Annotated in this window: 13 protein-coding genes and 7 pseudogenes; 16 read left to right on the plus strand and 4 right to left on the minus strand. The window is 67.9% G+C overall.

The window, feature by feature from the left end; genetic code table 11:
* The first annotated feature begins 168 nt into the window (after positions 1–168).
* The 9 genes and pseudogenes from StrepF001_RS47045 to StrepF001_RS00950 all read left to right on the plus strand — a co-directional run bounded on the left by StrepF001_RS47045 (position 169) and on the right by StrepF001_RS00950 (position 3,702).
* Positions 169–465, plus strand: a complete 297-nt coding sequence (locus tag StrepF001_RS47045) for a hypothetical protein (RefSeq protein ID WP_240797240.1) — start codon at positions 169–171, stop codon at positions 463–465.
* Between the two features lie 200 nt (positions 466–665).
* Positions 666–1,022 carry an ABC transporter permease subunit gene (locus StrepF001_RS47050; protein WP_240797241.1) on the plus strand — a complete coding sequence of 119 codons (357 nt, stop codon included), beginning with the start codon at positions 666–668 and terminating at the stop codon, positions 1,020–1,022.
* 70 nt (positions 1,023–1,092) lie between these two features.
* Entirely contained in the window at positions 1,093–1,269 is a 177-nt protein-coding gene (locus StrepF001_RS47055) for a hypothetical protein (protein WP_240797242.1), read from the plus strand.
* On the plus strand, positions 1,251–1,442 hold the full coding sequence (locus StrepF001_RS47060) for a hypothetical protein (RefSeq protein ID WP_240797322.1): 192 nt from the start codon (positions 1,251–1,253) through the stop codon (positions 1,440–1,442). Before StrepF001_RS47055 ends, StrepF001_RS47060 begins: the two co-directional genes overlap by 19 nt.
* Positions 1,439–1,513, plus strand: a pseudogene (locus StrepF001_RS47065) (hypothetical protein); the annotation flags it as partial. The gene StrepF001_RS47060 and the pseudogene StrepF001_RS47065, both read left to right, overlap by 4 nt.
* A gap of 3 nt (positions 1,514–1,516) precedes the next feature.
* Positions 1,517–1,807 (plus strand): hypothetical protein, encoded by a 291-nt coding sequence (locus StrepF001_RS47070; RefSeq protein WP_240797323.1) that lies wholly within the window; start codon positions 1,517–1,519, stop codon positions 1,805–1,807.
* Positions 1,808–1,973: 166 nt separating this feature from the next.
* Positions 1,974–2,909, plus strand: coding sequence for an ABC transporter ATP-binding protein (locus StrepF001_RS00945; RefSeq protein WP_240797243.1), 936 nt, complete (start codon positions 1,974–1,976; stop codon positions 2,907–2,909).
* A complete protein-coding gene (locus StrepF001_RS47075; protein WP_240797244.1) occupies positions 2,906–3,139 on the plus strand; it encodes a hypothetical protein in 234 nt (77 codons plus the stop codon). Before StrepF001_RS00945 ends, StrepF001_RS47075 begins: the two co-directional genes overlap by 4 nt.
* 230 nt (positions 3,140–3,369) lie before the next feature.
* The gene (locus tag StrepF001_RS00950; RefSeq protein ID WP_129796402.1) at positions 3,370–3,702 is read left to right on the plus strand and encodes a putative quinol monooxygenase; all 333 of its coding nucleotides are present in this window, start codon (positions 3,370–3,372) and stop codon (positions 3,700–3,702) included.
* Between the two features lie 71 nt (positions 3,703–3,773).
* On the opposite strand, the pseudogene StrepF001_RS00955 reads toward StrepF001_RS00950, so the two are convergent.
* A pseudogene (locus tag StrepF001_RS00955) lies at positions 3,774–6,188 on the minus strand (SpoIIE family protein phosphatase).
* A gap of 667 nt (positions 6,189–6,855) precedes the next feature.
* On the opposite strand from StrepF001_RS00955, the gene StrepF001_RS49960 reads away from it, so the two are divergent.
* Together StrepF001_RS49960 and StrepF001_RS47080 are read left to right on the plus strand one after the other, a co-directional pair.
* Positions 6,856–7,311: a hypothetical protein gene (locus StrepF001_RS49960; RefSeq protein ID WP_346656910.1), complete on the plus strand. Its 456-nt coding sequence runs from the start codon at positions 6,856–6,858 to the stop codon at positions 7,309–7,311.
* 7 nt (positions 7,312–7,318) lie between these two features.
* A pseudogene (locus tag StrepF001_RS47080) lies at positions 7,319–7,476 on the plus strand (NUDIX hydrolase); the annotation flags it as partial.
* Positions 7,477–7,737: 261 nt separating this feature from the next.
* On the opposite strand, the gene StrepF001_RS45385 reads toward StrepF001_RS47080, so the two are convergent.
* The gene (locus StrepF001_RS45385; RefSeq protein ID WP_165396125.1) at positions 7,738–7,920 is read right to left on the minus strand and encodes a hypothetical protein; all 183 of its coding nucleotides are present in this window, start codon (positions 7,918–7,920) and stop codon (positions 7,738–7,740) included.
* Positions 7,921–8,006: 86 nt separating this feature from the next.
* Between StrepF001_RS45385 and StrepF001_RS47085 the strand changes: the two genes are divergently transcribed.
* The 5 genes and pseudogenes from StrepF001_RS47085 (at position 8,007) to StrepF001_RS49345 (ending at position 11,359) form a co-directional block, all read left to right on the plus strand.
* Positions 8,007–8,204 (plus strand): hypothetical protein, encoded by a 198-nt coding sequence (locus StrepF001_RS47085; protein ID WP_240797245.1) that lies wholly within the window; start codon positions 8,007–8,009, stop codon positions 8,202–8,204.
* Positions 8,205–8,261: 57 nt separating this feature from the next.
* Positions 8,262–8,535 (plus strand): annotated as a pseudogene (locus StrepF001_RS00975) (hypothetical protein).
* A 411-nt stretch (positions 8,536–8,946) separates the two neighbouring features.
* Positions 8,947–9,377 (plus strand): annotated as a pseudogene (locus tag StrepF001_RS00985) (excalibur calcium-binding domain-containing protein).
* 1,527 nt (positions 9,378–10,904) lie between these two features.
* Positions 10,905–11,078, plus strand: a pseudogene (locus tag StrepF001_RS49340) (SpoIIE family protein phosphatase); the annotation flags it as partial.
* A gap of 107 nt (positions 11,079–11,185) precedes the next feature.
* Positions 11,186–11,359, plus strand: a complete 174-nt coding sequence (locus tag StrepF001_RS49345; RefSeq protein WP_276322800.1) for a SpoIIE family protein phosphatase — start codon at positions 11,186–11,188, stop codon at positions 11,357–11,359.
* Positions 11,360–11,818: 459 nt separating this feature from the next.
* Here the strand turns inward: StrepF001_RS49345 and StrepF001_RS47100 are convergent, their stop codons facing one another.
* Complete coding sequence (locus StrepF001_RS47100; protein WP_240797246.1) at positions 11,819–12,016, minus strand: hypothetical protein; 198 nt, start codon at positions 12,014–12,016, stop codon at positions 11,819–11,821.
* A gap of 276 nt (positions 12,017–12,292) precedes the next feature.
* Positions 12,293–12,906, minus strand: a pseudogene (locus tag StrepF001_RS01000) (CNNM domain-containing protein); the annotation flags it as partial.
* Positions 12,907–13,168: the final 262 nt, after the last annotated feature.

The following is a 13,168-nucleotide window of genomic DNA, read 5'->3' on the forward strand; positions in this document are numbered from 1 at the left end:
GGCTCCGGTGTCGGTCGCGCGGTCGTCATCCGGCTGATCGAGGCGTCCAAGCTCTCCGACAGCGTCTACGTACTGACCTCCGGCGGGCCGGGCTCCTCCACGGAGACTCCGGGTTACTACCTCTACATCCAGGGGCTCAGGGACCAGCAGACCGGGTACAGCGGCGCGATGTCCCTGATCTACCTGGTGCTGATGAGCGTCACGCTCACGGTCGTCGCCGCCCTGCTCACCAGAGCGTTCAAGCTGAAGGGACTCATGAGGTCACGCCTTTATCCCACATTCAAATACACCGTGATCGCGCTGTGGGCCTGCTTCGTCGCGGGACCGTTCTTCTGGGCGATGACGACCAGTTTCAAGAATGCCAACGCGGTCCAGGCGGCCCCACCTACCTTCCCTGGCTGCAGTACAAGCCGACCCTCACCGGCTGGCGCAACATCTTCGGCGGAGCCGGCGGTGTCGATGTGATCCAGCCCTTCGTCAACAGCGCGATCGTCACCATCGCCGCGTCGGCCATCAGCCTGGCCCTGGGTCCCTGGCCGCCTACGCACTGTCCGCTACCGGTTCAGGCTGGGCTTCATCAAGAACGGCGACATCGTCTTCTTCTTCGTCTCACAACGAATCATGCCGCCGGTCGTCCTGGTGATCCCCTTCTTCTACCTCCTGCAGTGGGCGGCCTCCTGGACAGCATCCCCGGCCTGGTCATCGTGACGGTCGCACTGCTGCTGCCCATCGCGGTCTGGGTGATGGTGGACTTCTTCAACGGCATTCCGCGGGAAATCGACGAGATGGCGATGCTGGACGGCTGCGGCCCGTTCCAGACCTTCGTACGGGCGATCCTGCCGAACTCCCTGCCCGGCCTGACCGTGGCGGCGATGTTCTGCGCCGTGTTCGGCTGGAACGACTTCTTCTTCGCCTTCCGGCTGACCTTCACCGAGGTCCAGACCCTGCCCCAGGCGGTCGTCGCCCTCAACTCCTCCATTCCGCCGTGGTGGACGCTGTCCGCCCCGCGCTCTTCGGCGTGACGCCGCTGATCCTGCTCGCCATCTGGGTGGAGCGCTATCTGTCCAAGGGGAACCTGTCGGGAGCGGTCCGATGAACCTGAACGCCACTGATCTCTGCCTGACCGTCGACGGCGTCGACCACCTCAGGAACGTGACCGCGACCTTCCAGCCGGGACGGCTCCACACCGTCATCGGCCGGACGATGGCCGGAAAGACGACGCTGCTGCGGTCCTGGCCGGCCTGCAGAAAGTGGATTCCGGCTCCCTGACCCGGGCGGGAGCGGACTTCCTGAAGACGCCGGTGTGGCGGCGCGACACCGCCATGGTCTACCAGCAGTTCATCAACTACCCGCATCTCAATGTGTTCCACAATGTGGCCTTCCCGCTGAAGCGGGCCGGGCTGTCACAGGAGGAGATCCAGCGTCGGTCCGGCAGAGCCTGACGAGTGTCGGGCTTTCGGATTTCGAGGCACGCAAGCCGTCCCAGCTCTCCGGCGGCCAGCAGCAGCGCGTCGCGATGGCCCGCGCCCTGGCACGCGCCACCGGCATCCTCCTGCTCGACGAGCCGCTGGCGAACCTGGACTACAAGTTGCGCGAACAACTGCGTGACGAATTCAAGACCCTCTTCTCGGACCGGGGGGACACGATCGTCATCTACACGACCACCGAACCCGCCGAGGCGATGATGCTCGGTGATGTGGTGCTGGTCATGCACGAGGGGCGGATCCTCCAGACCGCACCCCGCAGGAGGTCTTCGAACGCCCGGCGACCACCACGGTGGCGTCCATCATCAACGACCCGCCCATGAACATCTTCGCGGGCCGGATCGAGGGCGGCCAGGTCACGGTGGCCGGCTTCCAGGCCACACATGTCTCCGCGCACTGTCCGACCTTCCCGACGGCGCCTACCGGTTCGGCCTGCGCGCCACGGACGTCGGCCTGGCCTCCAGCGGGGTCGAGGGCGAGGTCACCTTCGTGGAGATCTCCGGTTCCGAGACCTTCGTCCATGTGGTCGTCGGCGAGAGCCCCTTCGTCGTACAGATCGAGGGCATCCACGACGTCGCCTCGACCTGGTCAAACTGCGGCTCCGTCCCGACCGGCTGTTCGCCTTCGACGAGCAGGGAACGCTCGTGCGGACACCTTCATACGATCTCGCTTCAGTGGAAGGGCGTTGACATGGCGCAGTTGGACATCGTCGACGTCGGGCACGCCTACGCGCCGGGTGTCGAAGAGGAGCGGTGGGCTCTCAAACCGCTGAACCTGACCTTCGAGTCCGGCACGACGTATGCACTGGTCGGCCCCTCGGGCTGCGGCAAGACGACGCTGCTGAACATCCTGTCCGGCCTGGTCAGACCGTCCCAGGGACGGGTGCTGTTCGACGGCGTCGACGTCACCGCCCTGCCCACGAAGGCCCGCAACATCGCCCAGGTCTTCCAGTTCCCCGTCATCTACAAGTCGATGACGGTCTACGAGAACCTCGCCTTCCCGCTGCAGTGCCGACGTTGGGACAGGGCGAGGATCGACGCCAAGGTCCGGCAGGTCGCCGAGGCCCTGGACCTGCACGGCCGGCTGAGGCAGCCCGCCCGCGGGCTCACCGCCGACGACAAGCAACTGATCTCACTCGGCCGCGGCCTGGTCCGGGACGACGTCGCGGCCGTACTGATGGACGAGCCGCTCACCGTCATCGACCCGCAGCTGAAGCACCTGCTGCGGCGCAAGATCCGTGCGATCACCGAGCAGTTCAGGCCCACCGTGATCTACGTGACGCACGACCAGTACGAGGCGATGAGCTTCGCGCAGGAAGTGCTGGTGATGAAGGACGGCCGTGCCGTGCAGCAGGGCACCCGGAGCAGCTCTTCGAGGCGCCCTCGTCCACCTACGTCGGCTACTTCATCGGCTCACCGGCGATGAACTTCCTGACCGTGGACCGGGGCAACGGAAGCCTCGCGCTGGGTGGCCGGGCGCTGTCCGCCGCCTGGGACATCCCGCACAGCACGACCGAGGTCCAGGTGGGCGTCCGGCCCGAGTACGTCAAGATCGTCACGGACCCCGGTCCCAACACCTTCCCGGCACTCTGCGGAGCGTCACGGACCACGGCGCGCAGCGCGTGCTCGAGGTCGAGGTGGCCGGGCAGCTCGTAAGGACCAAGACGCGCGCGGGAGGAGGGAGTGCCGGCGGGCGAGGAGGTCCTGGTCCATCTGCCGCGCGCCAAGGTACTTCCGTACGCGGACGGTCAGTTGGTACTCCAGCCGTCATGACCCGCCGGGCACGCCCGCGCCACCCTCCCTCCCCCGCGCCGCCGCACGCGGCGGAAACGACACCAAGACATCCAAGACATCCAAGACATCCAAGACATCAGCGAAGGAATCCCATGATCTTCATCACCGCCAAGTTCCGGGTCCGTCCCGAGCACGCCGACCGCTGGCCCGAGATCGCTGCTGACTTCACCCGGGCCACGCGCGCCGAGCCCGGTTGCCTGTGGTTCGAGTGGTCGCGCAGTGTGGAGAACCCGACGGAGTACGTTCTGGTGGAGGCTTTCCGCGACGACGAGGCCGGGGTCGCGCATGTGCGGTCCGCGCACTTCAAGGCTGCGCAGCAGACGCTGCCGCCCCATCTGGCCGAGACGCCGCGCATCGTCAACATGAGCGTTCCGCAGCACGACTGGTCGCTGCTCGGGGAGATGGCGGTCCCCGGCCAGGACTAGCGATCCCGCCGCCGGGTGCGGCCGCTGCCGTCCTCGGCGGATCCGGGGTCGCCCGGCGAGGCCCGAGACGGTCAGGTGAACATGCCGGCCAGTGGTTGTTCGGTCCACACGGTCTTGCCCTCGCGGGTGTAGCGGGTGCCCCAGCGTTCGGCCATCTGGGCCACCAGGAACAGTCCGCGCCCGCCCTCGTCGGTGGTACGGGCGCGGCGCAGGTGGGGTGAGGTGTGGCTGGTGTCACTGACCTCGCACACCAGACACCGTTCACGGATCAGCCGCAGGGTCGCGGGGCCACTGGCGTAGCGGTAGACGTTGGTGACCAGTTCACTGGCGATCAACTCGGTCGTGAACGCCAAGTGCCCCAGGCCCCATTCGCTCAGCTTGGCCGAGGTCAATGCCCGGGCCCGGGCGGCGCTGGCAGGCTCCAGCGGCAGACGCCAGGAGGCGACATCGTCCGCCGGCAGCATGCGGGTGCGGGCGATCAGCAACGCGACGTCGTCGCTGGGGCGCGGGCACGAGTGAGTCGACCACCGCTTGGCAGGTCCGTTCCAGCGGGTCCGCAGGACGGCTGAGCGCGGCGCACAACTTGGTCAGGCCGACGTCGGCATCGATGTGACGCTCGCCGATGATTCCGTTGGTGTACAGGCACAGCAGGCTTCCCTTGGCCAGTTCGACCTCCCGGGCCTCGAACGGCAGGCCGCCCAGGCCGAGCGGTGGCCGGCGGGCAGGTCGAGCAGAGCCACCTGTCCGTCCGGAGCGGTCACCACCGGCGGCGGGTGGCCGGCACGGGCCGCGGAGCACCGCCCGGAGACCGGGTCGTACACGGCGTACAGGCAAGTAGCGCCGACGACCTGCTCGCCCACGGGCGGTTCGCCGGCTGCTTCCTGTTCGGCCGCCAGCAGAAGGACCAGATCGTCCAGGCGGGAGAGGACCTCGTCCGGTTCCAGGTCGAGACTGGCGAGCGTGTGTACGGCGGTGCGCAGCCGGCCCATCGTGGCGGCGGCGTGGATGCCGCGTCCCACCACGTCGCCGACGACGAGGGCGACCCTGGCCCCGGACAGGGGAATGACGTCGAACCAGTCGCCGCCCAGGCCCGGGGCCGCGCTGGCCGGCAGGTACCTCAGGGCCACCTCGACGGCCGACTGGTCCGGGACCGTCCGGGGCAGCAGGCTGCTCTGCAGGGCGAACGCGGTCTGCTGCTGCTGAGTGAAGCGCCGGGCGTTGTCGATGGCGACGGCGGCGCGCGAGGCGAGTTCCTGGGCGAGGGTGAGATCGTCCGCCTCGAAGGGATCGGGGCGGCGCGAACGCCACAAGGTCATCACGCCCAGCACCAGGCCCCGCGCGGCCACAGGGACCACGATCAACGAGTGAGCGCCCAGGTCCGGAGCGTGGGCCCCCTGGCGGCCTTCCGCCGAGAACCAGTCGGGCGGGAGAACCGGTTCCAGGACGGGCTGTCCTTCGGCCAGGCATCTGGCCTGGGGTGTGTCAGGCCCGAACTCCACCGGCTCGCCGTGGGGATGGGGCGGGCCGGCTTGCTGGGCGCCGACGCTGTTGGCGCCCACGCGGACCACCGGCCCCGCCAGGCCCCGCGCCAGTTCCTCACCGCGCGTCACGGGTTGAAGCAGGTCCACCGACGCGTGGTCGGCGAGGTGAGGCACCACCACTCGGCAAGTTCCCGGGCGGTCTCTCCCACATCCAGGGTGGTTCCGATACGGCTGGCGGCCTGGTCCAGGAGCGCGAGCCGACGCTGGGCCCGATGGCGTTCGGTGATGTCCTCGATCATCTCGGCCACGCCCAGGACGCGGCCGGACGCATCCTCCATCGGGAAGGAGGAAACCATCGCGACCTGCTCCCGTGCCGGATCCCACTCCAGGCGAACGAACTGCTCGGAGTAGACCATCGGCCTTCCGGTCTCCATCACCTGGCGCACCCGGTCCACGGCCCTGCGTGCATCGTCGGGGACGAGGAAACAGCCGGTGGGCAGCCCCCGAAACTCCGCTGCCGGGACGCCGCTGAAGCGTTCGATGGCCCGGTTGACCCGCAGAAGCCTCAGGTCGGGACCGTGGACGACCAGGCCGATCGGACACCGGCGGTACAACCCGTCCAGGACCGCCCGGTCCCTTTGCCACTCCAGGACGTCAACCGCGAGTGCCCCCGCAAGAAACCACTCACGGACCCGGCCATCGCGTGACAGCTCATGGGCCTGAGCCCCATCTCCACGAGCCGCCCGTCGCGGTGCCGCAATGTGAGCACGCCGAACCAGCCGCCGGCTCTCCTGCACCTCGCCGCGGCCTCAGTGACAGCCGGCAGATCAGGAGGATCGACAAGGACCTCGAACGCCGGACGACCGATCACGGCTGTGCCCGGATAGCCGAGCAGTTCCTGAGCCCGCCGGTTCCATCCGACCACGACTCCCGGTCGTCGAGCACCGCCAAGGCGGCAAGGTGCAGGGCGAACGGATCGTCATGGATCTCGCTGAACTCCGTCATCCGCTTCTCCACCGCTGGACACCACCTTGTACTCCGGGTCGGTGGCCAGGCGTTCCTGAATGCCCCGCTGACCTGCTGTTGCCTGGCAAGCCTAGTGAACCCGGTGCGGCCGCGGCCTCGCCCACGGCGCGGCACGCCGTGGCGGGCACGAGGGATTACGGCAGGCAGTGACCCTCTTGCGCTGGCGGGACTCGCGCAGCAGCCACAGCCTCCGCGGCCGACACTCTGTCCTTCGCGCCGCGAGCAGCGGAGAAGGCATCGATCAGCCTGGAAGTAGTCTCCTCCGTGGCTCTCAGCGAGTTCCCCCGCCAATGACACGACCAGCGTGCCATCGCACTTGCGGCCCGCTGTCCCGGTCCGATTGGCTTGCCTGAGTGAATGAGCGACTGCGTTCCGCGCTTGTGCAACGCGGCCTGACGGTGGAGGAGTTGACCGAAGCCTGCTCCATGGATCCCAAGACCGCCAGCCGGTGGGTTGGTGGCCGGGTCCCCCACCGCCGGCACCGTTGGACGGTCGCGAACCTGCTGCGCGTAGACGAGACATACCTGTGGCCGGAGAACGGCCAGGGAGCTCAACGGCCCGGTACGGCCCGCTCGGAACTCGTTGACACCTATCCCAACCGGGCGAGCGCCCCCGGCGATGTGTGGCTCTCCCTGCTTCTGGCGCCATGAAGCAGGTGGACGTGCTCGTTTTCTCCAGGACCTTCTTCGCACAGACGAACCCGCACATCGCGAGGATGCTCCAGGAAAGGACGCAGGCAGGAGTTCGCGTGCGGCTGTGCTTCGGCGATCCGGACGGGGAGGCAGTCCGCATCAGAGGCAGGGAGGAGGGCATCGGAGACACGCTCGCGGCCAAGATCAAGGCGTCCCTCACGTACTACCGCGACCTCGTCGGCTACCCGGGCAGTGAGGTGCGCCTTCACGACACGACCCTCTACAACTCGATCTTCCGATACGACGACCACCTCATGGTCAACCCGCACATCTGGGGCCAGCCGGCCAGCGCCAACCCGCTACTCCAGCTCCGCAGCACAGACGGCGGGGAGTGGTTCCAGCGGTACAGCGACAGCTTCGAGGCCGTGTGGGCATCCGCGCGCCCCTGGGCGCCCGACAGGCAGGAGTAGCACCACCGTCGGCAGGACCGAGTACTACTACGACCTCAAGGCTCCCAAGGCCAACACTCTCATCCCGCCAGCAACCTGCTCGTGGTCAACGACGAAGGCGCCATCCTCCTCCAGCGACACCGCGACACCGGCCAGTGGGCGCTGCCCGGCGGGGCCCAGGTCGTTCGTACAGTGGCGCGCTCCACCTGGACGCCATGAACCACGCCTGCTCCACGTGTGTGGGTCGACGGCGTACGGGATGCGAGCTGGGGAGAGTGTGGGTAGAGGCAGGGAGCGGGTGCGGCACGAAGCGGCCTAGGAGCGGCGCGTACAAGCGTCGCCGAGCCGGTTGCGGCACCACGGCGCCCGGAGCCAGTCTGTGGGAGCCGGTCGAGGGAGGCTGGGGGCACGGCGAGGGTTTGCAGGATGTGTCATTCATACTGCTCCTCAAGCGAGCCGGGGATTGCAGTAGGCCCCCGAGATCACAGAAGCGAACACGTGAACGATCAGCCGTCCCGGCTCGAGATGCTGCGCTTCCTCGAACGAGTCCAGCAGCAAGACCTCGAGCGCACCCGACGGTGGATCGCGGCAGCCCAGCAGCGAGAGGCGCAGCGCCAGCGCGCCATCCAAGCCCGTCCCCGGCGCCGGACCGGCTCATCGAGCAGAGCCTGAGCCGCGACGTGCCAGCCGCCTACGTCCACCGAGGCGACTGCCACATGGCAGGCAAACGTTCCAGAGGCGTCGCCCGCGACCAGGCGCTGCGGGCGCTCACCGACGGCATCGCCCGTGCCCGCACCGCCTGCCGGACACCGAGCTGGGGATTCTCGACTAGGCGCTGCGAGACTTCCGCGCCCCAACCAGCCTCCGAGCGACACCCGCGCCCCGAAGCAGACATAACACCTCAAACAGGATGAATAGCGGCACATGCCGGGGCACTCCGACCCTTAACCCCCACAGAACGGAGTCACCCCATGGTCATCCAAAAGATGCATGAAATGGGCATCCGCAGTGAACACGCCTACATGGCCGGCATGGCATCCATCGGCCTCGCCGTCGCCGCCTGGGTCACCAGCCTCAACGCCGAGCCCGGCGCCGGGGTCGCCCGCGCCGACAGGTGGGGAATCTTCGTCGGCGAATGGGCCCCCACCTTCTTCGGCCTCGGCCTCGCCCTGTCCCTACGAACAGAACGACGGCACCCTCACCGCTAGCGTCCACGAAATTCGGGAGCAGCAGAAGGCCAGCTGACTACACCACACTGCGGCGTCCGCCTCTGGACCAAGGGGCGGGCGTCCATCCACCGCCCAACGTGCAGCACAGGCCCGACACCCACACCCTGGACCCATGGCCACCGCACGCGTCGTCATCTACCCGCCCGACGAGGACGGCGGCCGGCGCGTGCGCATCGACGGGGAGATCCGCGGGCGGGCGTACAGCGTCCGCGACATTGCCGCGCTCATGCAGAACGCCGACCTGCAAGGCTTCCACGAGATGGACGTCGTGCGGGCTACGGGCATCGAATGGCGCGGCGGCGGACCCGACAGCTGGACGCACCGAAGAAGGCCGCGCGTCACGAAAAGGCGACCCTCCACGAGAAAAGCACAAGTCCTCCACCAAATCGCTACTCTCAGCCCTCCCAGAATCAATCAGGGGGGCGACATGACCAACCCGTACACCACCACGCCGCGGCCAGCGCCGAAGTGGGCGCGGAAGCGCTACGTGCTGCCCGCACTCGGCCTTACCTTCTTCCTCGGCATCGGGGCCGGCGCCAGCGACTCGCAGCCGACGGACGACGCGAAGCCGGCCACGGCCAAGGCACAGCCCACCGCGACCGTCACCGCCACCATGACCGCCGCCGCCAAGCCGAAGCCTGCGCCCACCGTGACGGAAACCGTGGAGGTTGAGGTCACGGAGACTGTCACCGCCGAGTCCGCCTCCGACACCGGCAGCGACAGCGGTGGGGCAGCGTCTACTACGAGAACTGCGCCGCGGCCCGGGCCGCCGGAGCCGCACCCGTCCACCAGGGCGAGCCCGGCTACGGCAGCCACCTCGACCGCGACGGCGACGGCACGGGCTGCGACTGGGGCTGACACACAGGAGCCCGCTGGGACGGGGGAGCCTGGCGGGCCTGCGGCCTGTGTGGCACGGAGTGGCTGGGAGAGCCGGTCGAAGCTCAGGAACAGCCGGATGAGCTCCGGGAGAAGGGCATACGTGCCCTCCGCGTGCCCGAGGAACAGCGACGCTCGGGAACAACGGGGAATCTCGGTGAGGACGCCGGAAACTACCAGGTCAGCGGCTTGCTAGGTCAGCACGCATCCACATACGAGATCTTCCAAACAGGTGCTCCGAGACCCTCGATGCGCCGGGCTTGGCTGGAACATTGACCCCCATCACCCGCGCGGGTCCCTGACTCACTCGCTCGGCTCTTGGGGCGCGAGCACGCTCAACCGATAGGTGATCGGGTGCTTCAGCCGCCCGCACAAGGTGTCGATGGTTGCGTCCTGGAAGGATCAGTATCAGGTCGCTCCTCCTGGAGGCTACGCAGCCGCGCCCGGAGCTGGTCGGAGTCCTCCGTTTCACAGATGACTTCCCAGCACCATCCAACCGCCAGGGCCGCGGAAGCTCGCTGATGTTCCTCGCGTGCTTGCCGCTTCCTTTTCCTCTGTCCAGGCATGGGCATCACCATGACGGCTGCCAACTCCCCTGACAACAGCGACGGCGTCATCGCATCCGGCCTGAGTGTCTGACTGCGTGACAACGCCGACGTACAGCGACGCACATGGGGCACACCTGCGGACCATGGCGGCAGGTGAGGGGCACCCTGGCCCATGGTCGGGGCTCAGAGGAGTTGCTTCGGGACGAAGAGGTCATCTGGTCAAGGGTTCGAGGTTGCAGAACGTCGGAGCCGCAGGCGGGATCGGTCGTGGTCTCCTACGGTGGAAAGGGACGCCAGAAAGGCCAGCGCAGGACAGCAGGTGAGTGGCTGTGAGCGACCCCACGGGCCCCGGTAGCGACACGATCATGAATGAGCTGGTGCAGGCCTTTCACGAGCTGGCTCCCGAGGATCTGCCGGAGCTGTTGCGGCGGCACTACTCGGCTCTGGGATCACCGGGCTGACCGCCTACTGCGCCGATCTACGGCAGGAGTACCTGATCGCCCTTCCCGACAGCCGCGGCGATTCCTCGCAGCGTCTGCCCATCGACTCCAGCTTGGCGGGCTGGGCATACCGGACCGTCTCGGCTCGGATCGCCGAGAGCGACTCCGGCGCGTTGACCCTCTGGCTGCCCGTGATAGATGGCGTCGAACGGATCGGCGTCCTGGGGGTCCAAGTGCCGGACCTCAACGCCGTCATCCTGAACCGCTGCCGGGCGCTGGCCTCCCTCATCGCCTTCGTCCTGATCAGCAAGGGAACCCACAGTGACAGCTACGCCAACCTGCAGCGCAGGCAGTCCATGAAGTTGCCGGCGGAGATGGTCTGGGCGTTCCTGCCGCCCAAGTCCATAGGCACGCCGTACGTCACTTCCAGCGCCATCCTGGAACCGGCCTACGACCTGGGGGGCGATGCCTTCGACCATGCCCTCTTGGGCGACGTCCTGCATGCTGCGGTCATCGATGCCATGGGTCATGACCTGTACGCGGGACTGACCTCCTCCGTCGCCCTGGCCGCCTGCCGCAATGCCCGCCGCAGCGGCGGGGAGCTACCCCGCATCATCGACACCATCGACCACACAATCCACGAGGCGTTCCCCGACCGCTATGCGACCGGCGTGTTCCTGCACCTGCACCGCACCACTGGACAGCTCAGCTGGGCCAATTGCGGCCATCCCCCGCCCATCCTGCTGCGTCGCCGCGATGTCATCCCTGGCGCTTTCGACAGTCCTCCGAGCTGCCTCTCGGGTTGGGACCCACACGCCCGGACATCCCTCGGCGCATCCACTCCGCGCAGCTGGAACCCGGAGATCGCGTTCTGTGCTATACCGACGGCGTCGTCGACGCCCGGTCCTCAGACGGCGAACTTTTCGGGGAGGAGCGCTTCGTCGACTTCATCCCTCCGCGCCACCGCCGCCGGTGAACCCGCATTCGAAGTCTTGCGCCGTCTCGTGCACGCCATCCTTGACCACCAGCAGCACCACCTCACGGACGACGCCACCGTCCTGCTCTTCGAATGGCATCCACAAAGGCCCTTACGTTCACCACCGGACGGTGAAGCGACATTCGTTTCGGTCCGCCTGGTCGGCAACGCCTACTACCCGGGGGATCGTCCGGGCCGTCCCTGGACCGTGCGAGGGCGCCCGAGGGCACTCAATGGCGACCGACAGTGACAGACGAGCTACCACGCCAGCAGTGAAACCCCAGGTCAGAGGGGACCGGCCATACGGGTTTCCGCTCAGGGTGGCGTTCAGGCAAGAGGGGGTGTTTCGTGCCGCTCCGGCACGCATTTCCCCGGCTTGGCCTCCGGACGACTGCTCTACGTAGGCATAGCCCCGCTGGTAGCTCCAGGACGACGGCCCATGGGCTTCGAGCAGTCGGGTCACATGGGGATCGGGCCGCTGGGCACACCCATGGCATCGCGTGCATCGCGGGCCACGGCCGCGATGTCCGCCCGGCTCGGTTCGACCGGCAGGGCCAGGCGCGGCAGTGCCGCTGGGGGAAGCTCCACGTAGTGCTCGACGGTCGTGACCAGCCGCCAGACGATCTTGCCGAACGCGACAGCTTGATCCCGTTGCAACTGCGTCGTTGCCCTGAGGCTTCGGAAGGGGGCAGCGCTGGGCACCGTTGGATGCGGGTGCCCCGTAGCGAAGAACGTGGCAGGCACCCCAATGCCATGGCCAGCTGCGCAACTACCGTGGCCGAAGGCCGACTCTGGCCTAGCTCGTACTGACTGACCGCTGCCGGTGTGAGCCCCACCTTCCTGGCAAGTTCGTTCTTGCGGAGCCCTCGAAGCTGACGAGCCGTAGTCAGAGCTTCGGGTTCGAAGGAGCGGGAGGCGAGCTCAGCGCCTCTCGAACAGCTCGGCGGAGTCGGCCTCCAGGGCGCCTTCCGCGGCGGAGTGCTGGGCGAGCGCGACGAGTTCCTCGGGCTGCGGGCGGAGGCCAGTTCCTCGGCGGGCTCCAGGCCGAAGCGGCGTACGAAACGGTTCGCGGTGTTGTTCAGGTGGTGGATGAACGGGCTGAAGGCGGCCGTGAAGCCGCGCTGCGGGGCTGCGACCACCTTCGCGACGGCCAGCGGATGGGAGATCGCCCAGTTCTTCGGCACCAGCTCGCCGACCACCATCAGCACGACAGTGGAGACCGCCACACCCACCACGGTCGCCACCGGCGAGGCGGCACCGCCCAGGCCCACGGCCTGAAGCGGACCCCGCAGCAGCGCGGCGAGCGACGGCTCGGCCAGCATGCCGATCACCAGCGAGGTCACCGTGATGCCCAGCTGAGCGCCGGAGAGCTGGAGGGTCAGTCGGCGTACGGCCTTCAAGGCGCTGTCGGCCCCCCGCTCGCCCGCCTCCGCGGCGCGTTCCAACTCAGCGCGCTCGACGGTGGTCAGCGAGAACTCGGCCGCGACGAACAACGCGCAGGCCAGCGTGAGGAAGAGGGCCAGCAGGAGCAGCAGGACCTCGGTCACCGTGCCACCCCCGCTCCCTCGGGCGGGCGGGAATCGGCACGGCTGGTACTGGGAGGCTCACCCATTGCGGGACCGTGACTCCTTTGTCGGATCGGGGGGGTCGGGAAGAGCATCGACGCCTTCACCTATGGTAAAGGGCACGCAAAGCACACTGGTCAAGTAGTCGACCACCGCCGACTTCCGGCAGTTTTCGGACTTTCCCGCGTCGAGAGCCGCAACACCGTCTCCAGGGTGTGCAGCCACCCTATGCTTCTACTCGCTT

The sequence above is a fragment of the Streptomyces sp. F001 genome (assembly GCF_004187715.1).
Classification (GTDB): Bacteria; Actinomycetota; Actinomycetes; order Streptomycetales; family Streptomycetaceae; genus Streptomyces; species Streptomyces flavusporus.